Annotated in this window: 35 protein-coding genes, 1 rRNA gene and 1 pseudogene; 3 read left to right on the top strand and 34 right to left on the bottom strand. The window is 41.7% G+C overall.

What is annotated here, in order from left to right; genetic code table 11:
• Positions 1–92, bottom strand: a 16S ribosomal RNA gene (locus ACP69X_RS18375); the annotation flags it as partial.
• 375 nt (positions 93–467) lie between these two features.
• On the opposite strand from ACP69X_RS18375, the gene pdaB reads away from it, so the two are divergent.
• Positions 468–1232, top strand: coding sequence for a polysaccharide deacetylase family sporulation protein PdaB (gene pdaB, locus ACP69X_RS18370; RefSeq protein ID WP_426052953.1), 765 nt, complete (start codon positions 468–470; stop codon positions 1230–1232).
• Here pdaB and kbaA read toward each other — a convergent pair.
• The gene (gene kbaA / locus ACP69X_RS18365; RefSeq protein WP_041084725.1) at positions 1225–1827 is read right to left on the bottom strand and encodes a KinB-signaling pathway activation protein; all 603 of its coding nucleotides are present in this window, start codon (positions 1825–1827) and stop codon (positions 1225–1227) included. The genes pdaB and kbaA overlap by 8 nt on opposite strands.
• Positions 1828–1918: 91 nt before the next feature.
• Between kbaA and gerD the strand changes: the two genes are divergently transcribed.
• Positions 1919–2494, top strand: coding sequence for a spore germination lipoprotein GerD (gene gerD / locus ACP69X_RS18360; RefSeq protein ID WP_073978995.1), 576 nt, complete (start codon positions 1919–1921; stop codon positions 2492–2494).
• 37 nt (positions 2495–2531) lie between these two features.
• Here gerD and ACP69X_RS18355 read toward each other — a convergent pair whose 3' ends face one another.
• From ACP69X_RS18355 to ACP69X_RS18345, 3 genes are all read right to left on the bottom strand, one after another.
• On the bottom strand, positions 2532–3590 hold the full coding sequence (locus ACP69X_RS18355; protein WP_426052952.1) for a P-loop NTPase: 1059 nt from the start codon (positions 3588–3590) through the stop codon (positions 2532–2534).
• A gap of 103 nt (positions 3591–3693) precedes the next feature.
• The gene (gene cwlD, locus ACP69X_RS18350) at positions 3694–4407 is read right to left on the bottom strand and encodes an N-acetylmuramoyl-L-alanine amidase CwlD (RefSeq protein ID WP_024425615.1); all 714 of its coding nucleotides are present in this window, start codon (positions 4405–4407) and stop codon (positions 3694–3696) included.
• A gap of 58 nt (positions 4408–4465) precedes the next feature.
• Entirely contained in the window at positions 4466–4909 is a 444-nt protein-coding gene (locus ACP69X_RS18345) for a DUF2521 family protein (RefSeq protein ID WP_041084727.1), read from the bottom strand.
• Between the two features lie 152 nt (positions 4910–5061).
• Here ACP69X_RS18345 and ACP69X_RS18340 point away from each other — a divergent pair, with 152 nt between their 5' ends.
• Positions 5062–5631: a DUF4825 domain-containing protein gene (locus ACP69X_RS18340; protein ID WP_426052951.1), complete on the top strand. Its 570-nt coding sequence runs from the start codon at positions 5062–5064 to the stop codon at positions 5629–5631.
• A gap of 36 nt (positions 5632–5667) precedes the next feature.
• Here the strand turns inward: ACP69X_RS18340 and ACP69X_RS18335 are convergent, their stop codons facing one another.
• From ACP69X_RS18335 to rplX, 29 genes and pseudogenes are all read right to left on the bottom strand, one after another.
• Positions 5668–6747 carry a serine hydrolase gene (locus tag ACP69X_RS18335; protein ID WP_426052950.1) on the bottom strand — a complete coding sequence of 360 codons (1080 nt, stop codon included), beginning with the start codon at positions 6745–6747 and terminating at the stop codon, positions 5668–5670.
• A gap of 108 nt (positions 6748–6855) precedes the next feature.
• Positions 6856–7329 carry a GNAT family N-acetyltransferase gene (locus tag ACP69X_RS18330; RefSeq protein WP_041084729.1) on the bottom strand — a complete coding sequence of 158 codons (474 nt, stop codon included), beginning with the start codon at positions 7327–7329 and terminating at the stop codon, positions 6856–6858.
• A 124-nt stretch (positions 7330–7453) separates the two neighbouring features.
• Complete coding sequence (locus tag ACP69X_RS18325) at positions 7454–7978, bottom strand: GNAT family N-acetyltransferase (RefSeq protein ID WP_426052949.1); 525 nt, start codon at positions 7976–7978, stop codon at positions 7454–7456.
• A 273-nt stretch (positions 7979–8251) separates the two neighbouring features.
• Complete coding sequence (locus ACP69X_RS18320; protein WP_426052948.1) at positions 8252–9091, bottom strand: HNH endonuclease; 840 nt, start codon at positions 9089–9091, stop codon at positions 8252–8254.
• Positions 9092–9639: 548 nt separating this feature from the next.
• Complete coding sequence (gene rpsI, locus ACP69X_RS18315) at positions 9640–10032, bottom strand: 30S ribosomal protein S9 (RefSeq protein ID WP_007496354.1); 393 nt, start codon at positions 10030–10032, stop codon at positions 9640–9642.
• A gap of 20 nt (positions 10033–10052) precedes the next feature.
• A complete protein-coding gene (gene rplM / locus ACP69X_RS18310; RefSeq protein ID WP_003217042.1) occupies positions 10053–10490 on the bottom strand; it encodes a 50S ribosomal protein L13 in 438 nt (145 codons plus the stop codon).
• Between the two features lie 165 nt (positions 10491–10655).
• On the bottom strand, positions 10656–11399 hold the full coding sequence (truA, locus tag ACP69X_RS18305) for a tRNA pseudouridine(38-40) synthase TruA (RefSeq protein WP_075612261.1): 744 nt from the start codon (positions 11397–11399) through the stop codon (positions 10656–10658).
• 11 nt (positions 11400–11410) lie between these two features.
• Entirely contained in the window at positions 11411–12208 is a 798-nt protein-coding gene (locus ACP69X_RS18300) for an energy-coupling factor transporter transmembrane component T family protein (RefSeq protein WP_426052947.1), read from the bottom strand.
• Positions 12205–13074, bottom strand: coding sequence for an energy-coupling factor ABC transporter ATP-binding protein (locus tag ACP69X_RS18295; protein ID WP_039175989.1), 870 nt, complete (start codon positions 13072–13074; stop codon positions 12205–12207). The genes ACP69X_RS18300 and ACP69X_RS18295 overlap by 4 nt, the downstream gene beginning before the upstream one ends.
• Positions 13050–13892: an energy-coupling factor ABC transporter ATP-binding protein gene (locus ACP69X_RS18290; RefSeq protein WP_008356549.1), complete on the bottom strand. Its 843-nt coding sequence runs from the start codon at positions 13890–13892 to the stop codon at positions 13050–13052. The genes ACP69X_RS18295 and ACP69X_RS18290 overlap by 25 nt, the downstream gene beginning before the upstream one ends.
• Before the next feature lie 126 nt (positions 13893–14018).
• Positions 14019–14381 carry a 50S ribosomal protein L17 gene (gene rplQ, locus ACP69X_RS18285; protein WP_003216944.1) on the bottom strand — a complete coding sequence of 121 codons (363 nt, stop codon included), beginning with the start codon at positions 14379–14381 and terminating at the stop codon, positions 14019–14021.
• A gap of 75 nt (positions 14382–14456) precedes the next feature.
• Complete coding sequence (locus ACP69X_RS18280) at positions 14457–15401, bottom strand: DNA-directed RNA polymerase subunit alpha (RefSeq protein ID WP_003217009.1); 945 nt, start codon at positions 15399–15401, stop codon at positions 14457–14459.
• A 175-nt stretch (positions 15402–15576) separates the two neighbouring features.
• Positions 15577–15972, bottom strand: coding sequence for a 30S ribosomal protein S11 (rpsK, locus tag ACP69X_RS18275; protein ID WP_003217231.1), 396 nt, complete (start codon positions 15970–15972; stop codon positions 15577–15579).
• Between the two features lie 20 nt (positions 15973–15992).
• Positions 15993–16358, bottom strand: coding sequence for a 30S ribosomal protein S13 (rpsM, locus tag ACP69X_RS18270; RefSeq protein WP_003217023.1), 366 nt, complete (start codon positions 16356–16358; stop codon positions 15993–15995).
• A 21-nt stretch (positions 16359–16379) separates the two neighbouring features.
• Positions 16380–16493, bottom strand: a complete 114-nt coding sequence (gene rpmJ / locus ACP69X_RS18265) for a 50S ribosomal protein L36 (RefSeq protein ID WP_003156543.1) — start codon at positions 16491–16493, stop codon at positions 16380–16382.
• A 31-nt stretch (positions 16494–16524) separates the two neighbouring features.
• Positions 16525–16743, bottom strand: a complete 219-nt coding sequence (infA, locus tag ACP69X_RS18260) for a translation initiation factor IF-1 (RefSeq protein WP_003217190.1) — start codon at positions 16741–16743, stop codon at positions 16525–16527.
• Positions 16721–17026: pseudogene (locus tag ACP69X_RS18255) on the bottom strand (KOW domain-containing RNA-binding protein). The gene infA and the pseudogene ACP69X_RS18255 overlap by 23 nt, the downstream one beginning before the upstream one ends.
• 27 nt (positions 17027–17053) lie before the next feature.
• Positions 17054–17800: a type I methionyl aminopeptidase gene (gene map, locus ACP69X_RS18250; RefSeq protein WP_003217210.1), complete on the bottom strand. Its 747-nt coding sequence runs from the start codon at positions 17798–17800 to the stop codon at positions 17054–17056.
• The gene (locus ACP69X_RS18245) at positions 17797–18450 is read right to left on the bottom strand and encodes an adenylate kinase (RefSeq protein ID WP_024425604.1); all 654 of its coding nucleotides are present in this window, start codon (positions 18448–18450) and stop codon (positions 17797–17799) included. The genes map and ACP69X_RS18245 overlap by 4 nt, the downstream gene beginning before the upstream one ends.
• Before the next feature lie 55 nt (positions 18451–18505).
• Complete coding sequence (gene secY, locus ACP69X_RS18240) at positions 18506–19798, bottom strand: preprotein translocase subunit SecY (protein WP_007496334.1); 1293 nt, start codon at positions 19796–19798, stop codon at positions 18506–18508.
• 1 nt (position 19799) lies between these two features.
• The gene (gene rplO / locus ACP69X_RS18235) at positions 19800–20240 is read right to left on the bottom strand and encodes a 50S ribosomal protein L15 (protein WP_003216888.1); all 441 of its coding nucleotides are present in this window, start codon (positions 20238–20240) and stop codon (positions 19800–19802) included.
• 30 nt (positions 20241–20270) lie between these two features.
• The gene (gene rpmD / locus ACP69X_RS18230) at positions 20271–20453 is read right to left on the bottom strand and encodes a 50S ribosomal protein L30 (protein ID WP_003217067.1); all 183 of its coding nucleotides are present in this window, start codon (positions 20451–20453) and stop codon (positions 20271–20273) included.
• A gap of 13 nt (positions 20454–20466) precedes the next feature.
• Positions 20467–20967, bottom strand: a complete 501-nt coding sequence (gene rpsE / locus ACP69X_RS18225) for a 30S ribosomal protein S5 (RefSeq protein WP_007496332.1) — start codon at positions 20965–20967, stop codon at positions 20467–20469.
• A gap of 24 nt (positions 20968–20991) precedes the next feature.
• The gene (gene rplR / locus ACP69X_RS18220) at positions 20992–21354 is read right to left on the bottom strand and encodes a 50S ribosomal protein L18 (RefSeq protein ID WP_008356544.1); all 363 of its coding nucleotides are present in this window, start codon (positions 21352–21354) and stop codon (positions 20992–20994) included.
• Positions 21355–21386: 32 nt separating this feature from the next.
• Positions 21387–21923 (bottom strand): 50S ribosomal protein L6, encoded by a 537-nt coding sequence (rplF, locus tag ACP69X_RS18215; protein ID WP_008345395.1) that lies wholly within the window; start codon positions 21921–21923, stop codon positions 21387–21389.
• Positions 21924–21954: 31 nt separating this feature from the next.
• The gene (gene rpsH / locus ACP69X_RS18210; protein ID WP_007496327.1) at positions 21955–22353 is read right to left on the bottom strand and encodes a 30S ribosomal protein S8; all 399 of its coding nucleotides are present in this window, start codon (positions 22351–22353) and stop codon (positions 21955–21957) included.
• Between the two features lie 31 nt (positions 22354–22384).
• The gene (gene rpsN, locus ACP69X_RS18205; RefSeq protein WP_008356542.1) at positions 22385–22570 is read right to left on the bottom strand and encodes a 30S ribosomal protein S14; all 186 of its coding nucleotides are present in this window, start codon (positions 22568–22570) and stop codon (positions 22385–22387) included.
• Positions 22571–22592: 22 nt separating this feature from the next.
• The gene (gene rplE, locus ACP69X_RS18200) at positions 22593–23132 is read right to left on the bottom strand and encodes a 50S ribosomal protein L5 (RefSeq protein ID WP_024425600.1); all 540 of its coding nucleotides are present in this window, start codon (positions 23130–23132) and stop codon (positions 22593–22595) included.
• A 25-nt stretch (positions 23133–23157) separates the two neighbouring features.
• A complete protein-coding gene (gene rplX, locus ACP69X_RS18195) occupies positions 23158–23469 on the bottom strand; it encodes a 50S ribosomal protein L24 (protein WP_008356538.1) in 312 nt (103 codons plus the stop codon).
• Between the last annotated feature and the right edge of the window lie 21 nt (positions 23470–23490).

Raw genomic sequence — 23490 nt, 5'->3', positions numbered from 1 at the left:
TCCGGGAGCAAGCTCCCTTCTGTCCGCTCGACTTGCATGTATTAGGCACGCCGCCAGCGTTCGTCCTGAGCCAGGATCAAACTCTCCGAAAAAGTACAAAACCGAAGTTTTGCTTTTCGCCAGTTTGACTGACTACCTATGAAGTATCATAGGATTTTTTATAAAAACTCGAATTAACAGGTACGTTTTGTCTTGTTTAGTTTTCAAAGATCATCTCCGCCGTTCTTAGCGGCTTTAATAATATAACATTTCGCTTCATCTTATGTCAACAACTTTTTTCAAGTTTATTTCCCGAAGCGTTTTGTGTTTGTCACTGTGTGTCAGCGACGATTAATAATATATCACGAAAACATTCTTTCGGTCAACGCCTTTTCAAAACTTTTTTTGAAATAGTTTTATTAAGCATCTTAAACCCTTGTCCTGCATACAATCAAGTAACAATCTTGGACAAGGCAGGAGTGTTTGAATTGAGTCGATTATATGTGTTGCCTATTAAACGGCTGAAGCAAGTTGTCATTATTCTTGTAGCAGCCCTTGCAGCTGCAACCTTTTTTTATGTACAAAAGGCACCGCCGCTGTCGGTATTTAAAACTGAACATGGGCCCCGAGCCATTTATAAAGGCGAGACTTCATCAAAGCATGTCTCACTTACTTTTAATATTGGCTGGGGGGATGAGAAGGCTGTTCCTATTTTAAATGTCCTTCGAGAGTACGGTATAAAGAACGCCACTTTCTTTCTGTCTGCTTCTTGGGCTGAGCGTCATCCTGATATCGTGAAACAAATTAGGGAGGACGGCCACCAAATCGGAAGCCTCGGCTATGCTTATAAAAATTATAGCCAGCTTGAAGATAATGAAATCAAGCAAGATCTTGTCCGTGCACAAAATACATTTCAAAAGCTCGGACTAGATGACATTCAACTATTAAGACCACCAACTGGACAGTTTAACGAAACAGCACTGAAAATTGCCACACAGTACGGTTATACCGTTGTTCATTACAGCATCAATTCACAGGATTGGCTGAATCCGGGTGTCGACCAGATTGTTCAGAATGTAAATGATCGAATGAAGAGCGGAGACATTGTTCTCCTTCACGCCTCAGATTCAGCAACCCAAACCGCTCAAGCCTTACCAGCTATTTTGAAACAAATAAAAGAAAAGCATTTAAAAAATGTGACGGTTGGCGAACTGATCTCCAACACGAAAACAAAGTCATCAGAAGTTAAGTAGCTTTCGCTTTTGAAAACCGCGGCATCGCTAACAGCTGAAACGCATTACAGCCTAATAGCGGGAACAGCATTAAATACAGCCAGTCCTCTTCATTGACTCTGAGCGCCGGGAACCATTCTAACGACGTGATGACGACCATAAGAAACATTGCGGAAACAAATGTTTTCTTAGAGGACTGCTGCTGTTTAAAGTAAGCCACGATCAATGCAAAAACACCGATGAAAACAGGCAGCCACAAGTATGGAAAAAAGGATTCATTCTCCCCGAAAAACAAAAATCGCAAATAAGCTAAATCAAACAGCACAAAAATCACAAGAAACAGCTGAATGGTATTCCATAAAGAATGCGACCGGAAAATCTCCAACGCAAACCGGTGCACCGTCAAGAAGACAACAAACCCCATCTGGCTAATGACACTAAAGATCATCCCTACACCAATGAACCAAAATAACACAGATGCGATCTCTAGAATTTCAAACGATATAAAAAGCTTCTGATATTTTCCCCACTCCAGTGCAAAGCCTACCACGCTAGTAATCACCGCTCCAACAGCTAGCACAGAGAAGAAAAAACGAACTAAATCCCGACTTTTCATTTGAACTGATCCAACCCCTATTTTTGTTATGTATAAATTTACGTGAAACATTCATATTAAAAGTAAGACATGTAACGAAAGGAGCCACAGTATGTCAAAAGGCATCTTGCGTATAATGAGCTGTTTTCTTCTTTTATCTCTAACAGCTTGTGCTCCCAAAACCCAATCCTCATCTAATATGGACTATGACGAAACAAAAAAAATGGTCGTCGATATATTAAAGACAGATGACGGTAAAAAGGCCATTCAACAGTTATTAAATGACGAGGCAATGAATGAAGCTTTGGTAATGGATGAACAAACTGTGAAAAAAACGATAGAGAAAACACTGACTTCTGATAAAGGCAAAGAGTTCTGGAAGAAGGTCTTTGAGGATTCTAAATTTGCCGAGACTTTCGCAAAATCCATGCAGCAACAGCATGAAAGAATGTTAAAACAGTTAATGAAGGATCCTGACTATCAACAGTTAATGATGGATATTCTCAAGGATCCTGAGATGGAAAAGAAATACGGTGAACTGGTAAAAAGTAAAGAGTTTAGAAAGCACTTAGAAAAAGTCATTACGGAAACATTAAGCAGCCCTCTTTATAAGAAGAAATTCGAAGATGAGCTCAAAAAGGCTGCATCTGAAAGCGGCAGTGATTCCGGCTCGCAAAGCGACAGTTAAACATCACCCGAGTGGCATTCATCCACTCGGGCTTTCATTATGCTTTCACTGCTAATTGTTCAATGACTTTATTCGCGATGTGTTGATATACTTCTCCTGTCGGATGACTGGCATCATAGACAGAAGGCGCGAAATCATCCTCATTCCAATCAGGCTGTCTTAAAGGAATTTGGCCAAGGACTGTTACTCGCAGCTCCTCAGCCAGCTTTTCCCCGCCGCCTTTTCCAAAGACGTATTCCTTTTCACCTGTTTTTTTGCTTTCATAATAACTCATATTCTCAACGACCCCGAGCACCTCATGATCTGTTTGCAGTGCCATTGCACCTGCTCTTGCAGCAACAAAGGCAGCCGTTGGATGCGGTGTTGTGACAATGATTTCTTTACAGCTAGGTAGCATTGTATGAATATCAAGCGCCACATCCCCCGTTCCAGGCGGAAGGTCTAATAGTAAGTAATCTAATTCTCCCCACTCGACTTCGTGGAAGAAGTTATTTAACATTTTACCAAGCATCGGTCCTCTCCAGATGACCGGTGCATTTTCTTCAACAAAAAAGCCCATTGAAATCACTTTGACGCCAAAGCGTTCCACAGGTATAATTTTTTCCCCTTTTACTGTTGGTCTAACGGTGATTCCCATCATATCCGGTACACTAAAGCCATAAATATCGGCATCAATCAGCCCGACTTTTTTCCCTAGACGAGCCAGCGCTACAGCAAGGTTAACAGAAACAGTCGATTTACCAACTCCGCCCTTTCCACTTGCAATTGCTAAGAACTCAGGCGGATTTTTAGAGTTAAGCAGGGTTTCTTCCTCATCCTGTGATGGCATAAACTTTTCAAGTGTTTCCTGAGGTAGTTCCTCAAAACGAAGTCCTACTGTATTAGCGCCTGCTGCTTTCAAGGCTTGTACGATGTCTTGCTGCAGCTTCATCTGCTCAGCAGTGCCTGTTTTGGCAATAGCCACCTTTAGGCTCACATGCTCTTTCTCAGGCTTTAGGCTGATTTCCTTGATGGCATCCAGCTCACCAAGCGGTATATGAAGGAAAGGTTCGTCCATCTTCCCAACTAGTTTTCTCACATCATCTTGTCCGATCATAGCAGAACCTCACCCTTTATTGAATTCGTTTACAATCCAAGTATATCATACATATCCTTACAATGTCTGTCCTGTTTGCCTGCGATCAAAAGGAAAAAGCCCCTTATTCAGGCGGCTCTTTTTGCTCTGTTAAATATCTTAAAATCCCTTTATAAATAGAGGCAGCAATTTGATCCTGATATTTAGGTGTTGCCAGCTGACCAGCCTCTTTCGGGTTGGAGAGAAATCCAATTTCCACAAGAGCTCCTGGCTTTGTGACATTTTGCATTAAATAAATGCCGTTGATCCGCTTCGCCTTTCGATCTGTGTTTTCAAGGTTTCTGCGTAATTCATCTTGAATGAACTTCGCTGCCTTTTCATTCTCTTCATATTTTCCATAAAAAAACGTCTGTGCCCCGCTCCATTTGTTGGATGGTATCGCATTTAAATGAATGCTTAAATAGAGGTCTGCTTCAGATTCATTGATGACTTTGACGCGATTCCTTAAATCCTCCGCTTTCTTCCGGGCATAACCCTTTGTATTCTTTGATGATAAATCAGAATCATCCTCTCGGGTCATGAGAACAAGCGCTCCCTGCTCCTGCAAATAGTCACGTATCTTCATGGATACATCCAGTGCAATCTCTTTTTCAAGCAGCTCTCCTCCTACAGCCCCTCCATCTGGACCGCCGTGACCCGGATCTAAATAGATGATCTTCCCGCTTAGAGGCAAATTCCAAGATTTCCATGAATCATCATTTAGAAATTGAAACCTGAATAAGAATAAGAGGACAATAAACCCAATTAAAAACCCTGTCCACTTCAGCTTTCTTTTCATCCCTGTCCCTCCCATACACCATTATTTTATAGATATGGGACAAGGGCTGGAAATATGCTTAGTGCAGCCGAAGCTTGTGTCTTTTTTCTGATTCACGAAAGCCTTCCTGCCACCACATGCTTAAAAATTCTTTCGCAGATGGATACAAACACGACATCTTCCGCTCCATACGGAACATATTACCCCACGATTGCAAGCACCCTGCGAGCTCTTCAATCAGCTCAGCTTCCTCTTGGGAGGACCGTTTCTTGATATCGTTGAACGATTCTCCGTATTTACTCGACTCACCGTATCTTCCGCCAGCTAAAAAGGCTTCAATGGCGAAATCGATGCAGCCATCACTCATAATACCTGCTGGATCATCTGCAAATGGGAACAGCTTCTTCGTGAATTTTTCGGAAGCAGCCGTCACTTGTTGAAGAGACAATGTACGCAAAAGCTTCTTTTCAAGCGTGACATCTCGTTTTGTTTTCAGTTGATAAAATGAAAGCACTTCTGCCATGGACTGAACTCCTTTTTTCTTTGTATTGTTCGTTGGTTTGAACAAAACATGCAGTTCAGTAAATGGAAATGACGGCCTGTGAACGATCGGAATGGAAAATTGTGATAAAATAGACATTTACATATAGAAAGAACAATAAAGGGGCAAAATCAATGAAGAAATGGATGTATATCCTGCTGCTATTAACTGTCGTCTTATCTGCATGCAGCAGTCAAGCCACAGAGAAAAAGAGCGATATAAAAGGAATAGAAGACATATCCTTAAAACAACTTTCAAAACACAAAAACACGTATCTCGGTGACAATTCAGCCATTCGTGAAATCTTATCAAATCTTCCTGGAGGCGTAATTCGTGAATTTGAAATCATCGATGGAAAAGCACTAAACGTCACGTATGGAGTAAAAGAAAATGCAGGCTATACAGAAGAACAGTTTGACGCCTTCTGGTTTGATCAAAAGGACACGATCGAAAAAACGTATTTATACAACGCCATCGCACTTTTTATTCTTGTCGATAACGTAGAGCAAGTGACACTTAATATGAGCTCTAAAGACGAGCCGTCCGTCACGTTTAAAAGAAAACAGCTAGAAAAAGAGCTCCCTCACCCTTTTAAAAAGTACAAAGACGATACAGCGCTTTGGCAAAAGGAACTGGTTGATGGAGTTGTGAAGTCAAAAGAGAAACGCCAAGATGTATACAAAGCGTTTCCAATGCAGAAATAATAAAACAGAGGGGTGTTTCCCTCTGTTTTTTGATGTTTATGTAGTGAAAGCCTGTATCAATCGTTGTCGAAAGTTTTGATCCACTGCTGCAGTAAGCATAAATTCGTTGAATACTTCCCCAATCCAGTGAGAATTGTTCGCTTTCGGATCATTGATATAAAGAGAAATGGATATAGAGGATGTATCTGTTCTTCGATATAAAGCACCTGTGAAAACGAACAATGTTGCTCCGCCTTTATACCAAAGATATTGATCTGTTTCCTTTTTCAATGTTTCTCCCAGTACGATTTGGCTAAAAAGACTCTTTTCTTCTGTTGTTAACAGCTCGTCATGAAGACGTTTCATCAATTGTGCATATTGATTGGTTGTAGACTTTGTCAGCTTTTGCGTCAGTAATGATTGTATACGCCAGCCTAATAAGTTCTTTTTTTTCATTTTTTCTTCTAACGCCTTTTTATGCTCTGGGTCATTTTTCATGATATTAAAAATCTCATTCATCAAAGATTTGTATTGTTTATCGGATACACTACTCATTTGCTTTAATGCATCCCGCCGATGATCAGATACATAAGCGGACCACAAAATCATTGGCGTCAGCGGCATGAGTTCATCATGTTCTGTAAGACCTGCTTGTTTCATCTGATCATTGATCTTTTCTAAGCCCAGCCGGTCAATCAAATAATCCGTACAAGCATTCGAACTGAATTGCATCATCCCTTTGGCAACATCTAATAAAGCCGCATGCTCAGAAAAATCATTGACCTCCAGCCAGTACGCGTGCGCACCACCGTCTGTTCTATCAATATAAAACCGCTCTATATCAGACAATGCCACTTTTTCCTCTAGCTTAATGGCGCCGCTCGATACAGCTTTAACAAAATGAAATAAAACAACTAATTTCACCGTACTTGCAAGCGGTGTTTTTTGATCAGCATTCCATTCTAACACCACATCATCATTTTCAATGATTGTCACTGAAACGTCCTTTTTGTTTTTTGCGACAAATGTCAAAAGATCTTCCTTCGTTTTCTTCATATCTCTTTTATACAACAAGACTTGAACCACCACGTAAAGTATGACCACACCTATGACAACTAGACCGACTTTGAGTAACATGTTTCTCCTTTCCAAATAACAGAGAATTTATATATTAAATATAACAAATATTTCAAATAAAGGCACAAAAAAGGCAGAGGCTCTTGAATCCTCCGCTTCTTGATATCCTTATTCATGGGGCAAATGCAGCTTCATTCCTTCATGCGTGGCTTCAAACCCTAATTTTTCATAAAAATGGCGTGCTTCTGGTCTCTGTTTATCTGTTGTCAGTTGAATCATGTGACAGCCGCGGTCGCTTGCGCGTTGAATGGCCCACTTGATAAGCAGCGAGCCGACTCCTTTTCCTCTATGGGTTGAAGCCGTACGAACTCCTTCAATGGATGCTCTCCAACCTCCTTGATGTGTAAGAAATGGCGTCATGGTTAACTGAAGAACACCAACTGCTTCTTCCTGGTCACACGCAACTATGAGTTCAATATTTGGATCAGCATCGATTGAATGAAAGGCTTTGATATAGCTTTCTAATAATGGGCGAGTGTAACGCTCTCTCTTTTGACCTAACTTATCATCTGAAAGCATGAAGACGATTTTGTCGAGATCTTCTTGCACGGCTTCTCTAAATGTCAATTGATTTAAATTCAATGAAAGCACCTCCTATGATGGATGGAAGACTGTTTTCACTTACCAAAATACCAGTTAAGAGCGTTCTCATATAAGATTTGATCAGCTGCTTTTTCATCAAAGTACTTCATATCATGAAAACTGATCAAGCCCTCTTCACGAACCATTCCTCTTGTAAGATGGCATAGTAAAACTCATCCCACCACTCATTTCCTTGTGGTATACATTTTTTAAAATCCCCCTCTCTCCTCATCCCCATTTTCTCCATCACTCTCCACGATGGCACATTTTCAGGCTGACAAGTGGCAATGATCCGATGTAAGTTCAGTGTGTGAAAACCATGATGTAGGACAGCATACGCCGCTTCTGATGCATAGCCCTTGTTTTGATAGGCAGGATTGAAGACCCAGCCAATCTCATATGTGTGCTCACCAAAGTATGGATGAAACACGATATGCCCGATGCAAATCTGACCTTCCCTTAATAGAACAGCAAAATTTTTGGCTGTTTTAAGACAATTATTTTCGACAAATTCCTTCGCATTTTCTTTAGAAAAAACACCTTCCGGAATATACTTCATCACCGCCGGATCAGATGTATATGCATAGACATCATGCCAATCATCCTCAGCAAATGGTCGAATGATACACCTTTCTGTTGTTAGATTCATATGACACCCTCCATAGACTTCGTTTTTTAAACAGAAACCTTGCTATGCTCCTATTTTATATGTTTCCATACAGAAAAAAACACAAATAAAAAAGCACCAGCAGGATGCTGATGCTTTTCATATATGGTTAAACGTCCATACAATATAAAATTGATTAACGAAGTGTGAGATGCGCTAATTTAACGGGCTATTTTTGCATCAGCAAAAAAGAATGAATGTCGTACTGTATATTTGGTGTCAAAATGTGACCAAAATTAACCTTAGTTAATTGGTTCAAATTTTGATTGTTCCTACTTCTACGCTCTTTAACACTTTCTCTTGAAGTTTTCTTACGTCCTCTTCCAAATCTAAAATATGCATTTTATCATGGCAATTAGGACAAAGAGCAATAGTGTTGTATATTGAATCATCTCCACCACGTGATAACCATTTAATATGATGGGTATGTAAATGAGGCTCCCCATTCATATTTAAATATGGGGCCGGTTGATCACACAACTGACAAACTCCCTTTGCCCAGCGTTTTGCAAATTCTGTAACATATGGGTCACGTTCATATGTAGTTGAGATAGTCTTACGTTTACTACTTTTTCTTCTGGCGGTTCTAGCTCTGTTTTCTAAAACGCTCTCACCCAGTTTTCTTACCTTCTTTTCCCTCAACACTTGTTTCATCTTTATCAACTTATCTGGAATGATTATCTTTTGATCGTCTGCCAACACAAGAGGGAAGACCCATACTTGTCGCAGTTGGTCATTATCATCTAGCTGCTCTTCTTGATATGGTTCATCAGCTAGTTTCACTACCCCACGATACACATATTTCTTCGCTTCAAACACTTCGAACAAATGCATCTCCACTTTATTACTTAATGATTCAGCCACAGTTTTATTTTGAGATGTCAATGTCTGATCTCCCGTTCTTCCCATACCAGTATAATGAAAAACATTTCCATCCCACCGGTCTTCATACAATGCTTTTGTATGATCCGATACTAAAACTAAGGTATTCGTTTCAAGCGAGCGCCTCATACCTCCTTGAGGAGCACATTTAAAAATTTCAGTTATCTCACTATTATTAAGTGTACTTCTGGGTTCTATTTTCACTAAACTCACTATTGCACCTACCTATAATTTAATAACTTCACGTATTAATAAATATTCCTAGACCGCATCTACAGTTCAACATAGTGGTCAATAAAGATGATTCAAAGACCTTTAGGCAAAGTATATAGCAAAAATACTTTATTTTCCCTATTTTCCTCTTACCATACATCATAAATTGACTAACAAAAATTGGCGAGTTTTGCTACACAAGAACTCATCAAATCATGGAATAAATGCTGTCTCAATAGTGAGGAGTTTGCCTCTGCTGATTACGGAAAATACAACCGCTCTGAGGCAATAGCAGTAATGACCTATTTTCATATTATAAGTTTATTGGAAGCGGGATCAGGCGTTAAAGTTGTACAGGCTCGATTAGGCATCCAATGACTATGAACATTTATAAACACGTAACAGAAACTCTAAAAGATCAAACCGCTCAAAAGTTTCAAAGGTATAGAGTTATAACCAGCAATAAATTTTTCGTAGTCCTATAATTTTAGAGCCTAAAAAAAGACCCCCAAGCATAAGCTTGAGAGCCTTTGAGAAACGTAATAGAATTAACGTTTTGAGAACTGAGGTGCGCGACGAGCGCCTTTAAGACCGTATTTCTTACGCTCTTTCATACGAGAGTCACGAGTAAGAAGTCCAGCACGTTTAAGTGGTGTACGGTACTCAGGATCTACTTCTAGAAGAGCACGAGAGATACCGTGACGAATTGCTCCAGCTTGACCAGAGAATCCACCACCGTGAACATTTACAAGAACATCGTAGCTGTTAGCTGTTTCTGTGATGTTCAAAGGCTGTTTCACGTCTTCGATTAAAGCAGCGAATGGAATGTATTCAGTAATTTCACGATTATTAACGACGATACGGCCTTCACCTGGAACTAAGCGAACGCGCGCTACAGAACTTTTACGACGACCTGTACCGTAATATTGAACCTGTGCCAAATTGTTAACCTCCCTTATAATTAACCGCGAAGTTCGTAAACTTCAGGTTGTTGTGCTTGATGTGGATGCTCAGAACCACGGTACACATTTAATTTTTTGAACATTTGACGACCTAGTGGACCCTTTGGAAGCATACCTTTGATAGCAAGCTCCAACATTTTTTCAGGGTAGTTTGTACGCATCTCAAGAGCAGTTCTTTGTTTCAAACCACCTGGGTGCATAGTGTGACGGTAGTAAATTTTGTCCGTCAATTTCTTACCAGTTAATTCGATTTTCTCAGCATTGATGATGATGACATGATCACCTGTATCAACGTGTGGTGTATAAGTTGGTTTGTGCTTACCGCGCAAAAGTGATGCTACTTCAGTAGAAAGACGACCTAGAGTCTTGCCTGCCGCATCAACAACTAGCCATTTGCGCTCAATTGTGCTTGCGTTCGCCATTGGTGTTGTACGCATGAGTTTCCCTCCTAAATAAATCAATGAATTTTCCTTGAATCAAATGCTACGTTCTATTTCAAAACACAGATAAGTCTTCCGGGGCTTATTTGTGGGGTTGAAATACATACCATATGATATCTTATAACTTTCTGCTTCCTGTGTCAAGAACATGTTACACCTGGTTTAGTTGTCATAGAAAACTTCCCATAAATACAGTCCGTGACTAGGCGCAGTCTTGCCTGCCGCTTCGCGATTTCGGGCGGCAAGCATGGCTTTTATCTCTTCAGGGTGAAATTTACCAGAACCGATTTCAAGCAACGTTCCAGCGATAATCCTCACCATGTTGTATAAAAAACCATTCCCTCTCACACGCATTTCAAGCCCGTCTGAGACGTTTTTCCACTCGAGGGCATAAATATCCCTCACCTTGTCCTGTACCTCTGTATTGGCCGCACAAAAGCTTGTAAAATCATGTGTCCCAATCAGGTGCTCAGCGGCTTCTTTCATTTTTTCGACATCCAGCCGGTAAGGATAGTGGCAGGCATACTGTCTCGTGAACACATTTTGGTGTGTTTCTGTTGAGACCTTATAACGGTACTCCTTCGAAACAACACCAAATCTGGCATGAAACGAGTCATCGACTTCCTCAGCCTTTAAAACACGGATATCATCCGGCAGCAGGCTGTTGAGGGCAAAAGGCCATCTCTCCATCGGAATCGAGAGCGGGGTCTCAAAATGGATGACCTGTCCCTTTGCATGAACACCGCTGTCTGTCCGGCCGGAAGCCACAATCGGAATCAGTTCATCCTGTTTGTGCATTCTTGCAAGGGCAGACTCGATCTCCGTCTGTACGGTTCGCTGCCCTGGCTGCACCTGATAGCCTTTAAAATGTGTCCCATCGTAGGATACAGTACATTTGACCTTCATCTAGGAATCACCTAATTTCTAAGCAGCACAAGGAGCGCTGTTAACAGGATGAATAGAAGCAGCGTGAACGTGTCCTTCATACCCCAGACAAGCTGACGGTATTTCGTCCGTCCTTCTCCCCCGCGGTAGCCTCTCGCTTCCATCGCGGTCGCCAGTTCTTCTGCACGCTTAAACGCACTGACGAAAAGGGGAACAAGCAAAGGAACGATGGCTTTCATGCGATCCTTTAAAGGTCCGCTTGTAAAATCAACGCCTCGAGCCATTTGTGCCTTCATGATTTTGTCCGTCTCTTCTAATAAAGTCGGAATAAACCGAAGAGAGATGGACATCATGAGAGCAAGCTCATGAACGGGCAGTTTGATTTTACGGAATGGGTGCAGCAGCTTCTCCATTCCGTCTGTCACTTCTATAGGCGTTGTGGTTAACGTAAGAAGTGTCGTCATCATAATGAGATAGACAAAACGGAGTGAAATGAAGACCCCCTGCTTTAGACCTTCTTCATAAATATTCAAAAAACCAAAGTGAAATAGCAAGGCGCCATCCTTCGTCATGAAAATATGCAGAATAAAGGTAAACAGGACAATCCATAGGATCGGCTTCATTCCCTTGAGAATAAAGTATAGCGGCACCTGAGAAACCATCACCACAAGAATGGTAAAGACACCTAAAAGCCCGTAAGTGATGTAATTATTAGCAAAAAAGACAATAAAAACAAAAAAGAAAATTGATAACAGCTTTGTCCTTGGATCAAGACGATGGACAAAGGATGAACCTGGCACATATTTGCCGATAATCATACTATCCATCATGATGTCGTGTCCTCCTGATAAAGAGCTGTTAAGGCTTCTGCCATTTCATCCATGGTCAGAAGCGGCCTTGGAAACGTAATACCCAGCTTTTCTTCTACAGTCTGCTGGAATTTAATCGTTTCCGGGAGGTCGAGACCAAATGAAGACATATCTGTACGATTGGCAAACAACTCTCTCGGCGTGCCTGTCGCCTTCACTGTCCCTTTATGCATCACAATCATTTGATCCGCATAATGAGCGGCATCCTCCATACTGTGTGTGACCAGGATCGTGGTGAGGTTTGCCTTTTGATGAAGGTCATAGAACATGTCCATAATTTCCTTCCGCCCGCGTGGATCCAGCCCAGCAGTCGGCTCATCAAGCACAAGCACTTCTGGCTCCATCGCTAAAACGCCTGCAATCGCCACACGTCTCATTTGACCGCCGCTTAGTTCAAAGGGAGATCGAGATAATAGGGATTCAGGAAGACCCACCAGCTTCAGCATCTCCTTCGCCTTCGCTTCTGCTTTCTCTTGAGGAACACCAAAGTTCATCGGGCCAAAGCAGATATCCTTGAGGATGGTTTCCTCAAAGAGCTGATGCTCAGGAAACTGAAACACGATGCCTACCTTTTTCCGGAGGGGTTTCATATCCTTCTGCTTTTTATTGGCTTGTAAAACCGTCTCTCCAAGCGCAATGCTCCCCTTCGTTGGTTTGAGCAATCCATTTAAATGCTGCAGCAATGTAGACTTGCCAGAGCCCGTATGACCAATGACAGCGACATAGCTGCCCTCTTTGATGGAAGCATTGACATCATACAAAGCGAGACGCTCAAACGGCGTTTTCATTTGATAACGATGCTCTAATTCTTTGATCGTAATGTCCATAGCTCTTTCACCAATCCTTCTTGTGTCAAATGGGCATTTGCAAGCGGCACACCCTGCTGCTTCAATTGCTTGCTCAAGCGATAGGAGAATGGCAGATCAAGTCCAATCTGAACCAGCTGTTCATCTAGTTCAAATACTTCCTCTGGCGTTCCCTCGGCAAATTTCTTCCCGCCATTCATCACAATAACGCGGTCTGCCTTGGCAGCCTCGTCTAAATCATGTGTGATGGAAATGACTGTGACTGTTCCTTGTTCCTTCAGTAGTCTAACAGTCTCTAACACTTCTTCACGGCCAATTGGATCAAGCATTGATGTTGCTTCATCCAAGATCATGATGTCAGGGCTTGCGGCAAGCACACCTGCAATAGCGACTCTCTGCTTCTGCCCGCCTGATAGATGGTGCGGCTCTTGATCAAGAAACTCCTGCATATTGACCTGTTTGACAGCCCAATCTACACGTTCTATCATCAATTCCCGCTCAACCCCGTTATTTTCTAAACCAAAAGCCACATCATCACGAACCGTTGAGCCCACAAATTGGTTATCTGGGTTTTGAAAGACCATTCCGACCTTTTTGCGAATATCCCAAACACTTTCTTCTTTGAGCTCAATCTCTCCAACCTTGACCGTACCAGCATCCGGTAAAATGAGCCCATTCAGCACACGGGCAAGTGTGGATTTACCTGAACCGTTATGACCAACAATGGCGAGCCATTCATTTTGATTCACATGCAGTGACACTTGATCTAAAGCGGGCTTGTCCGCATCCTTGTGATAACGAAATACAATGTCCTTTACGTCAATTAATGTCTTCCCCATCTCTACCGGACCTCCTCTCAGCTCAACCTCTTCTTTGCTTATTCCTAAAAAAAGCCGTAGTACCTAAAAAAGGGCATAGATCCAGTTATGAACTGTCCCGCCCTTTCTTAGATACACGATATGTGATTAAACTAATTCAATGACAGCCATTGGTGCGCCATCGCCGCGACGAGGTCCAAGCTTCATGATACGAGTGTATCCACCTTGGCGATCTTCGTAGCGAGTTGCAACGTCAGCGAATAATTTTTGAAGTGCATCTTGGTTTGTTTCAGCGTTAGCTACTTCATTACGAATGTAGGCTGCAGCTTGACGGCGAGCATGAAGATCTCCGCGTTTGCCAAGAGTGATCATTTTTTCAACTACAGAGCGAAGTTCTTTCGCACGTGTTTCAGTTGTTTCGATGCGTTCGTTGATGATCAAATCAGTCGTTAGGTCACGAAGCATTGCTTTACGTTGTGCACTAGTGCGTCCTAGCTTTCTGTATGCCATGTGATGTCCCCTCCTTAATTAGAGATGCTGTATGAATAAAAAACACACGAAAATCCTAGTTCACAATGAAACTAGTCAATCGTCTTTACGAAGACCCAGTCCAAGTTCTTCTAGTTTCGCTTTCACTTCTTCAAGAGATTTACGTCCAAGGTTACGAACTTTCATCATATCCTCTTCTGTCTTGTTAGCAAGCTCTTGAACAGTGTTAATACCCGCACGCTTCAAACAGTTGTAAGAACGAACAGAAAGATCAAGCTCTTCAATTGTCATTTCAAGCACTTTTTCTTTTTGGTCTTCTTCTTTCTCAACCATGATTTCAGCATGCTGAGCTTCGTCAGTTAACCCAACGAAAATATTCAGGTGTTCAGTTAAAATCTTAGAACCTAGAGCGATCGCTTCTTTCGGTCCTGTGCTTCCATCAGTCCATACATCTAGTGTTAATTTATCATAGTTTGTGATTTGCCCAACACGGGTGTTCTCCACTTGATAAGTCACACGAGATACAGGTGTATAGATTGAGTCGATCGGAATCACACCGATTGGCTGATCGTCTCTTTTGTTTGCATCAGCAGGATTATACCCGCGACCTCTTTGTGCAGTTAAGCGAACACGGAAGCTCGCATTCTTGCCAAGAGTTGCGATGTGAAGATCTGGATTTAAGATTTCAATATCGCTGTCGTGTGTAATATCAGCAGCTGTTACAGTACCTTCATCTTGTACATCAATTTCAAGCGTCTTCTCTTCTTCAGAGTAGATTTTGAGTGCAAGCTTTTTAATGTTTAAGATAATCGTTGTAACATCTTCAACCACGCCTTCGATCGTTGAGAATTCGTGTAAGACACCATCTATCTGGATCGATGTTACAGCTGCACCAGGAAGTGAGGATAAAAGGATACGACGAAGGGAGTTCCCTAAAGTGGTACCATATCCACGCTCAAGTGGCTCTACGACAAACTTGCCATACTTGGCATCGTCGCTGATTTCAACCGTTTCGATTTTTGGTTTTTCAATTTCGATCATCTAATAAAACCCTCCTTCAAAACGTCGAAACCTCGAATAGAATCATATGAGATTCCATCCGAAATTCCTCATTGTTTAGTCCCGTATGTGCTCAGGCAACGAGTCGTGTATTCGTCTCATAAATAACTGTATCATAACCCATTATTGACAGGGACACAAAATCTATACAAACAAATTACACGCGGCGACGTTTTGGTGGACGGCATCCGTTATGAGGAACTGGAGTTACGTCTCTAATTGCAGTAACTTCAAGACCTGCAGCTTGAAGCGCACGAATTGCAGCTTCACGACCAGAACCAGGACCTTTAACAGTTACTTCAAGTGTTTTAAGACCATGTTCGATAGAACCTTTAGCAGCAGTTTCAGCAGCCATTTGTGCAGCGAAAGGAGTAGATTTACGAGAACCTCTGAATCCTAATGCACCAGCACTTGACCAAGAAATTGCGTTTCCATGAACATCAGTAATCGTTACAATCGTGTTGTTGAAAGTGGAACGAATATGAGCGATTCCAGCTTCAATATTCTTTTTCACGCGACGTTTACGCGTATTTTGTTTACGAGCAGCAGCCATTCTTTAACTACCTCCTTTACTTATTTTTTCTTGTTAGCTACAGTACGACGCGGACCTTTACGAGTACGCGCGTTGTTTTTTGTGTTTTGTCCACGAACAGGAAGTCCTCTACGATGACGGATTCCGCGGTAGCTTCCGATTTCAATTAGACGCTTAATGTTAAGTGAAACTTCACGACGAAGGTCACCTTCTACTTTAAGTTTGTCAATGATATCACGGATTTTACCAAGTTCGTCTTCAGTTAGATCGCGAACGCGAGTGTCTTCAGAAACACCTGCTTCTTTAAGGACTTGTTGCGCAGTCGTACGACCAATTCCAAAAACATATGTTAAAGAAATGACAACACGCTTATCACGTGGAATATCTACACCAGCAATACGAGCCATGATTTGGGCACCTCCTTGTTATTAGCCTTGTTTTTGTTTATGTTTTGGGTTTTCACAGATCACCATTACTTTTCCTTTTCTGCGAATCACTTTACATTTTTCACAGATAGGTTTAACAGATGGTCTCACTTTCATGTGTTTCCAACCTCCTTCTTCCGGAGTTGCTTTATTTGTAACGGTACGTAATTCTACCACGAGTTAAGTCATATGGAGATAATTCTACCGTAACTTTGTCTCCAGGTAAAATGCGAATGAAGTGCATACGGATTTTTCCTGATACATGAGCCAAAACTGTATGACCATTCTCTAGTTCAACTTTGAACATTGCGTTTGGCAAAGTTTCTGCTACAGTACCTTCCACTTCAATTACATCGTCTTTCGCCATTCAAGTGTTCTCCCTTCTTCAAATCAGTAACTTGCTCTCTGACAAATGTCCAATGAGAATCTCTCAATTGTTCATCTATCACCCGACCTGTTTTGAATATACTGTTCTGAACTTCCGGAGATACGCAATCATAAAAGGTTATATGATTGATATTTTTTCTTAGGAGAATGAAATTTACGCTTTTCTCCGTCTGCGATTAGTACATGGCAGCCAACGAACATGCCGATGACACCTGTATACTGATCTTGTTCTTTCTTTGGACTATACAGACAACCTGCCCGATTTGGGCCTGAAAGGCTTCAGTGAAGACCTAAATCTTAGTCAGTATATCAAAACCTGTATCTGTAATCGCAATCGTATGCTCAAAATGAGCACACTTTTTCCCATCAACCGTTACAACCGTCCAGTTATCAGCCAATGTTTTCACATATCGGCTGCCTGCGTTCACCATCGGTTCGATGGCCAACACCATCCCAGGTTTTAGCCGTGGGCCTTTGTTGGGCGGACCATAATGAGGAATTTGAGGGTCCTCATGAAGATCCTGTCCGACCCCATGTCCAACATATTCTCTAACAACTGAAAAATTCTCATTTTCAACATACGTTTGTATGGCATGGGAAATGTTCGACAGACGTTCGCCTGGCTTTGCTTCCTGTAAGCCTTTATATAGAGATTCCTCTGTGACTTCCAGTAGTTTGCGGTCTTCATCACTGATTACCCCAACTGGATAAGTCCAAGCAGAGTCACCATGATAGCCATTTAACTTTGCGCCAATATCGATACTAATGATGTCACCATCACGTAAAACCCGTTTACCAGGAATACCGTGAACGAGTTCTTCATTCACCGAAACGCAAATGCTCCCGCGAAAACCATTATACCCTTTAAAAGATGGGATTGCACCCTGCTTTGTAATAAAACGTTCGGCAATTTGATCCAATTCTTTTGTCGAAATACCTGGTTTTATATGTTTCTTCAGCTCTTCATGAGTTAGTGCGACAATACGTCCAGCTTCTCTCATAATCTCAAGCTCGCGAGGAGTTTTACAGATAATCATTTATTTAATCCTCCAAGCAGGTCCTTGATATCTGCATATACATCGTTAATGTGCTTTGCACCATCAATGTTTGCAAGATATCCTTTTTCTGAATAGAAGTTCAGTAAAGGTTCAGTCTGCTTTAAGTTTACTTCAAGTCTAGTCGAAACGGTTTCTGCATTATCATCTGCACGTTGATAAAGCTCGCCTCCACACTTGTCGCAAACATTTTCTTTCGCAGGTGGATTGAATACTAAATGATATGTTGCTCCGCAATTTTTGCAAATTCTTCGGCCAGTCAGACGCTCCATCAAAGCATCTTTATCGACTTTAATATTAATGACATAATCAATCGTTCTGCCAAGGTCCTTTAGAATTTCTTCTAAAGCTTCAGCCTGAGCGACTGTTCGCGGAAATCCGTCCAGAAGAAAACCTTGTTCACAATCATTTTTGCCAAGTCTTTCTCTAACAATACCGATTGTGACCTCATCAGGAACAAGCTCTCCTTTATCGATAAAGGATTTTGCTTCGAGCCCAAGTTGTGTCTCCTCTTTCATAGCAGCGCGGAACATATCTCCTGTTGAGATATGAGGGATCCCATAATCATCAACAATTCGTTCTGCCTGAGTGCCTTTACCAGCACCCGGAAGCCCCATTAAGACTAAGTTCATTTCGGATTTCCCCTTCCTTACTTAGAGAGGTTGGGCAGCTGCCCAGCCCTCTGTTTTATTTCATAAATCCACGGTAATTTCGTTTCACTAATTGGCTTTCAAGCTGTTTCATTGTTTCAAGTGCAACACCTACAACAATGAGAAGACTTGTGCCGCCAATTTGTGCAGCGGAAGGTAATCCAGCGAATTGAATGAAAAAGATAGGAAGTATTGAAATCACGGCTAAGAAAATGGCGCCCACAAACGTGAGTCGGTACAAAATGCTCGTAATTCTATCTTGAGTCATTTTCCCTGGACGAACTCCCGGGATATAGCCACCCTGCTTTTGCAGATTTTCAGCCATTTGTTCAGGATTGACTTGGACAAAGGCATAAAAATATGTGAAAGCAACAATCAGTGCTACATAAATCGTCATACCGATTGGCTTAGTATAGTCAAAGTTGTTGGTTATCCAAGTTGTCACATTATTGGTTCCGAAGAACGATGCGATCGTCTGCGGAGTAATAATGAAAGAAACGGCAAAGATGACTGGAATCACCCCTGCTGGATTCACTTTTAATGGAAGGTGTGTTGCTTGACTAGCAGACATTTGTGCACGGCCAGTTCCTTTTGAATATTGAATTGCAATCTTTCTCACTGCCATTTGAATGTAAATAACACCGATAACAATGACAAGAATGGCAATTACAATAAGGGCAATTTTAAGGATTTGCATGAACAGCTGTCCATCTCCACCTACAAATTGTTGAGCGTACACTTGTTTTAATGTTTGAGGGATACCAGCGATGATACCGGCAAAGATAATAATCGAAATACCGTTACCAACACCGTGAGCAGTAATCTGCTCGCCCAGCCACATTAAAAATGCTGTTCCCGCAGTGAGTACGACCGCAATTAAGAGATACGTTGATACACCAGGGTTTTCAATCAGCATGCCTCCTGCCATATTGTTGAATCCATATGACATTCCTAACGCCTGGATAAATCCTAGAACAATTGTAAAATACCTTGTGAATTGTGCTAATTTTCGGCGGCCAACCTCTCCTTGCTTTGACCACTCAGTAAACTTCGGAACAACATCCATCTGCAAGAGCTGAATGATGATCGAAGCAGTGATATACGGCATAATCCCCATTGCAAGAATGGAGAATTGGAAAAGTGCCCCGCCCCCAAACGTGTTGAGGATTCCGAAAACACTCATTTGATCCTGTGCCTGGAGAACTTCGGCGTTCACATTAGGCACAGGGATGAAAGCACCTATACGAAAGACGACTAACATTAAAAGTGTGAATATAATCTTATTCCGTATATCTTTCACGCGCATAAAATTGGAGATTGTCTTAAACAAGTTAGATCACCTCGGCTGTACCGCCAGCAGCTTCAATCGCTTCTTTCGCAGAAGCAGAGAATTTATTGGCTTTTACAGTTAATTTTTTTTCTAATTTACCGTTGCCAAGAATTTTTACTCCTGCTTTTAACTTGCTTATTGCACCAGTCTCTAGAAGAAGTTCAGGAGTTACTTCCGTTCCTTCGTCAAAACTGTTTAATCTGTCTAAGTTGATTACCGCGTAATCTTTACGGTTGATGTTTGTAAAACCACGTTTTGGAAGGCGTTGGAATAAAGGCATCTGACCACCTTCGAAACCAGGGCGTACACCGCCGCCAGAACGAGCGTTTTGACCTTTATGACCTTTACCAGAAGTTTTACCGTTACCTGATCCAATACCACGACCAACACGGTTGCGTACTTTACGTGAACCTTCTGAAGGCTTCAATTCATGAAGTTTCATTTGGGCACCTCCTTATCGATTAAAAATGTTTTATTGTTCTTTAACAGAAACTAAATGAGACACCTTGTTAATCATGCCGCGGATCGCTGCATTGTCTTCATGTACGACTGTTTGGTTTGTTTTCTTAAGACCAAGAGTACGAACAGTGACACGCTGATCTTCAGGGCGACCGATTACACTGCGTTTGAGGGTAATTTCTAATTTATTTGCCATTATTGTTCCCTCCTTATCCTAACAGGTCTTCTACAGATTTTCCACGAAGCTTCGCTACATCTTCAGCACGTTTAAGCTCACTTAAACCTTGAAGTGTTGCGCGGATCATGTTGATCGGTGTATTAGAACCTAGAGATTTAGAAAGGATATCAGCTAGACCAGCAAGCTCAAGTACCGCACGCACTGGGCCTCCAGCGATAACTCCTGTACCTTCTGAAGCAGGCTTCAATAGAACGTTTCCTGCACCGAATCGACCGATGATTTCATGTGGAATTGTAGTTCCAACCATTGGTACTTCAATTAAATTCTTTTTCGCATCTTCAACAGCTTTGCGGATCGCTTCTGGTACTTCTTGTGCTTTACCAGTACCGAAACCTACATGACCGTTTTTGTCACCGACAACAACTAAAGCTGCAAAACGGAAACGACGTCCACCTTTAACAACTTTCGCTACGCGGTTAACCGTAACTAAGCGTTCTTCTAACTCTAATTTGCTTGGGTCAATACGACTCATTCGGATGTGTCCCTCCTTCTTTTATTAAAATTTAAGTCCAGCCTCACGAGCAGCTTCAGCTAGAGCTTTTACACGTCCATGATATAGGTATCCTCCGCGGTCAAATACCACGTTAGAGATTCCTTTTTCAACAGCACGTTTTGCAACAAGTTCGCCAACTTTCGTAGCAGCTGCAGTGTCAGAACTATTCTCGATCTTTAACTCTTTATCAAGAGTAGAAGCACTTACAAGTGTTACACCGTTAACATCATCAATTACTTGAGCGTAGATATTCTTGTTAGAACGGAAAACGTTAAGGCGAGGTCTTTCAGCAGTACCTGAAAGTTTCGCACGAACACGAGCATGTCTTTTAAGACGAGTAGCGTTTTTGCTAGTTTTCGTAATCATCCGAGTCACTCCTTTCTTCACTTTAAGCGATCTTACTTACCAGTTTTTCCTTCTTTACGGCGAACGAATTCACCTTCGTAACGAATTCCTTTACCTTTGTAAGGCTCTGGAGCACGGACAGCGCGGATGTTAGAAGCTAGAGCTCCTACACGCTCTTTATCGATACCTTTAACGATTACTTTCGTTTGAGATGGAACTTCTACTTCAACTCCAGCCTCAGGAACGATTTCAACTGGGTGAGAGTATCCAACGTTAAGAACAAGTTTGTTTCCAGATTTAGCTGCACGGTAACCGACACCGATAAGTTCTAAACCTCTTTCGAAACCTTTAGATACACCTTCAACCATGTTAGCAATCAAGCTACGTGTTGTACCATGTAATGCACGGTGTTCTTTATTTTCAGACGGACGGCTTACAGTTAAGACGTTGTCCTCAATTTTAATTTCCATATCAGGGTGAAATGCACGAGTTAGTTCACCTTTTGGTCCCTTTACTGTCACTGTGTTATCGTTGTTTGTCACAGTTACTCCTGAAGGGATCTCGATTAGTTTTTTACCTATACGAGACATACCAAGCACCTCCATTCATCTTAAACTTTTTTTACCATACGTAAGCAAGTACTTCTCCACCAGCTTGTTTAGCACGGGCTTCTTTGTCCGATAAAACACCTTGTGATGTAGAAATAATTGCGATTCCAAGTCCGTTAAGTACACGTGGTACTTCATTTGATTTCGCATATACGCGTAAACCAGGTTTACTGATTCTTTTAAGACCAGTGATAACACGTTCGTTGTTTTGGCCGTATTTAAGGAACAAACGGATAATTCCTTGTTTGCTGTCTTCGACGTACTCAACGTCACGGATAAAACCTTCACGCTTTAAGATTTCAGCAATTTCTCTTTTGATTTTTGAAGCCGGTACTTCTAGCTTCTCATGACGTACCATGTTCGCATTGCGAATACGAGTCAGCAAATCTGCAATCGGATCTGTCATAACCATTATTTAATAACCTCCTTCCCATTTATGGGGATTACCAGCTGGCTTTTTTAACGCCAGGAATTTGTCCTTTATATGCAAGTTCGCGGAAACAAATACGGCAAAGTTTAAACTTACGAATAACTGAATGTGGACGTCCACAACGTTCGCAGCGCGTATACTCTTGAACTTTAAACTTTTGTTTGCGTTGTTGTTTCGCAATCATAGACTTTTTAGCCACGATTTCGCCTCCCTTTCATTGATTATTTCTGGAACGGCATACCTACTTGAGTTAATAACTCACGTGCTTCTTCGTCCGTATTGGCAGTAGTAACGATAACGATATCCATACCGCGGACTTTTGTTACTTTATCGTAATCAATTTCTGGGAAGATTAACTGTTCTTTAATACCAAGCGTGTAGTTTCCACGACCGTCGAAAGATTTCTTAGAAATCCCGCGGAAGTCACGTACACGTGGTAAAGACACAGAAATAAGTTTATCAAGGAAATCATACATGCGCTCTCCGCGAAGTGTTACTTTCGCACCGATTGGCATTCCTTCACGTAGACGGAATCCAGCAATAGACTTCTTCGCACGAGTAACGACAGGTTTTTGACCAGCGATAAACGTTAATTCTTCAACAGCAGTATCGATTGCTTTAGCGTTTTGAACGGCGTCACCAACACCCATGTTGATCACGATTTTTTCGATTTTTGGCACTTGCATTACTGAAGTGTATTCAAACTTAGAAACTAATGCAGGTGTAATTTCTTTTACATACTTTTCTTTAAGGCGGTTCATGAGAAAGACCTCCCTTCCTTATTTACTATTTATCTAGAACTTGCCCAGATTTTTTCGCTACACGGACTTTCTTTCCGTCCTCAACTTTATACCCAACACGTGTCACTTCACCCGTTTTAGGATCAAGCGGCATTACGTTTGATACGTGGATCGGCGCTTCTTGTTCAGAAATCCCGCCTTGAGGGTTAGCTTGGGTTGGTTTAGAGTGTTTTTTCACAAGGTTAATACCTTCTACTAAAACACGTTCCTTTTTAGGGAAAGCAGCAAGGATGACACCTTGTTTACCTTTATCTTTACCAGAGATAACCACTACTTTATCGCCCTTTTTAACATGCATTTAATCGCACCTCCTTGAGTC

Origin of the sequence: Bacillus sp. DC4300-2b2, from assembly GCF_049895685.1 — a bacterium.
GTDB lineage: Bacteria > Bacillota > Bacilli > Bacillales > Bacillaceae > Bacillus > Bacillus safensis.
The sequence above is the reverse complement of the archived record's forward strand: the minus strand, read 5'-3'. Positions and strand labels throughout refer to the sequence as shown.

What these genes read in the sequence shown, in the direction of transcription:
- kbaA (WP_041084725.1), bottom strand. Translation starts at nt 1,827, where the DNA reads ATGAAAAGTCGGGATTTAGTTCGTTTTTTCTTCTCTGTGCTAGCTGTT.
- gerD (WP_073978995.1), top strand. Translation starts at nt 1,919, where the DNA reads ATGTCAAAAGGCATCTTGCGTATAATGAGCTGTTTTCTTCTTTTATCT.
- ACP69X_RS18355 (WP_426052952.1), bottom strand. Translation starts at nt 3,590, where the DNA reads ATGATCGGACAAGATGATGTGAGAAAACTAGTTGGGAAGATGGACGAA.
- cwlD (WP_024425615.1), bottom strand. Translation starts at nt 4,407, where the DNA reads ATGAAAAGAAAGCTGAAGTGGACAGGGTTTTTAATTGGGTTTATTGTC.
- ACP69X_RS18345 (WP_041084727.1), bottom strand. Translation starts at nt 4,909, where the DNA reads ATGGCAGAAGTGCTTTCATTTTATCAACTGAAAACAAAACGAGATGTC.
- ACP69X_RS18340 (WP_426052951.1), top strand. Translation starts at nt 5,062, where the DNA reads ATGAAGAAATGGATGTATATCCTGCTGCTATTAACTGTCGTCTTATCT.
- ACP69X_RS18335 (WP_426052950.1), bottom strand. Translation starts at nt 6,747, where the DNA reads ATGTTACTCAAAGTCGGTCTAGTTGTCATAGGTGTGGTCATACTTTAC.
- ACP69X_RS18325 (WP_426052949.1), bottom strand. Translation starts at nt 7,978, where the DNA reads ATGAATCTAACAACAGAAAGGTGTATCATTCGACCATTTGCTGAGGAT.
- rplM (WP_003217042.1), bottom strand. Translation starts at nt 10,490, where the DNA reads ATGCGTACAACACCAATGGCGAACGCAAGCACAATTGAGCGCAAATGG.
- truA (WP_075612261.1), bottom strand. Translation starts at nt 11,399, where the DNA reads ATGAAGGTCAAATGTACTGTATCCTACGATGGGACACATTTTAAAGGC.
- ACP69X_RS18300 (WP_426052947.1), bottom strand. Translation starts at nt 12,208, where the DNA reads ATGATGGATAGTATGATTATCGGCAAATATGTGCCAGGTTCATCCTTT.
- ACP69X_RS18295 (WP_039175989.1), bottom strand. Translation starts at nt 13,074, where the DNA reads ATGGACATTACGATCAAAGAATTAGAGCATCGTTATCAAATGAAAACG.
- ACP69X_RS18290 (WP_008356549.1), bottom strand. Translation starts at nt 13,892, where the DNA reads ATGGGGAAGACATTAATTGACGTAAAGGACATTGTATTTCGTTATCAC.
- rplQ (WP_003216944.1), bottom strand. Translation starts at nt 14,381, where the DNA reads ATGGCATACAGAAAGCTAGGACGCACTAGTGCACAACGTAAAGCAATG.
- ACP69X_RS18280 (WP_003217009.1), bottom strand. Translation starts at nt 15,401, where the DNA reads ATGATCGAAATTGAAAAACCAAAAATCGAAACGGTTGAAATCAGCGAC.
- rpsK (WP_003217231.1), bottom strand. Translation starts at nt 15,972, where the DNA reads ATGGCTGCTGCTCGTAAACAAAATACGCGTAAACGTCGCGTGAAAAAG.
- rpsM (WP_003217023.1), bottom strand. Translation starts at nt 16,358, where the DNA reads ATGGCTCGTATTGCTGGTGTAGATATTCCACGTGATAAGCGTGTTGTC.
- rpmJ (WP_003156543.1), bottom strand. Translation starts at nt 16,493, where the DNA reads ATGAAAGTGAGACCATCTGTTAAACCTATCTGTGAAAAATGTAAAGTG.
- infA (WP_003217190.1), bottom strand. Translation starts at nt 16,743, where the DNA reads ATGGCGAAAGACGATGTAATTGAAGTGGAAGGTACTGTAGCAGAAACT.
- map (WP_003217210.1), bottom strand. Translation starts at nt 17,800, where the DNA reads ATGATTATCTGTAAAACTCCTCGCGAGCTTGAGATTATGAGAGAAGCT.
- ACP69X_RS18245 (WP_024425604.1), bottom strand. Translation starts at nt 18,450, where the DNA reads ATGAACTTAGTCTTAATGGGGCTTCCGGGTGCTGGTAAAGGCACTCAG.
- rplO (WP_003216888.1), bottom strand. Translation starts at nt 20,240, where the DNA reads ATGAAACTTCATGAATTGAAGCCTTCAGAAGGTTCACGTAAAGTACGC.
- rpmD (WP_003217067.1), bottom strand. Translation starts at nt 20,453, where the DNA reads ATGGCAAATAAATTAGAAATTACCCTCAAACGCAGTGTAATCGGTCGC.
- rpsE (WP_007496332.1), bottom strand. Translation starts at nt 20,967, where the DNA reads ATGAGTCGTATTGACCCAAGCAAATTAGAGTTAGAAGAACGCTTAGTT.
- rplR (WP_008356544.1), bottom strand. Translation starts at nt 21,354, where the DNA reads ATGATTACGAAAACTAGCAAAAACGCTACTCGTCTTAAAAGACATGCT.
- rplF (WP_008345395.1), bottom strand. Translation starts at nt 21,923, where the DNA reads ATGTCTCGTATAGGTAAAAAACTAATCGAGATCCCTTCAGGAGTAACT.
- rpsH (WP_007496327.1), bottom strand. Translation starts at nt 22,353, where the DNA reads ATGGTTATGACAGATCCGATTGCAGATTTGCTGACTCGTATTCGCAAT.
- rplE (WP_024425600.1), bottom strand. Translation starts at nt 23,132, where the DNA reads ATGAACCGCCTTAAAGAAAAGTATGTAAAAGAAATTACACCTGCATTA.
- rplX (WP_008356538.1), bottom strand. Translation starts at nt 23,469, where the DNA reads ATGCATGTTAAAAAGGGCGATAAAGTAGTGGTTATCTCTGGTAAAGAT.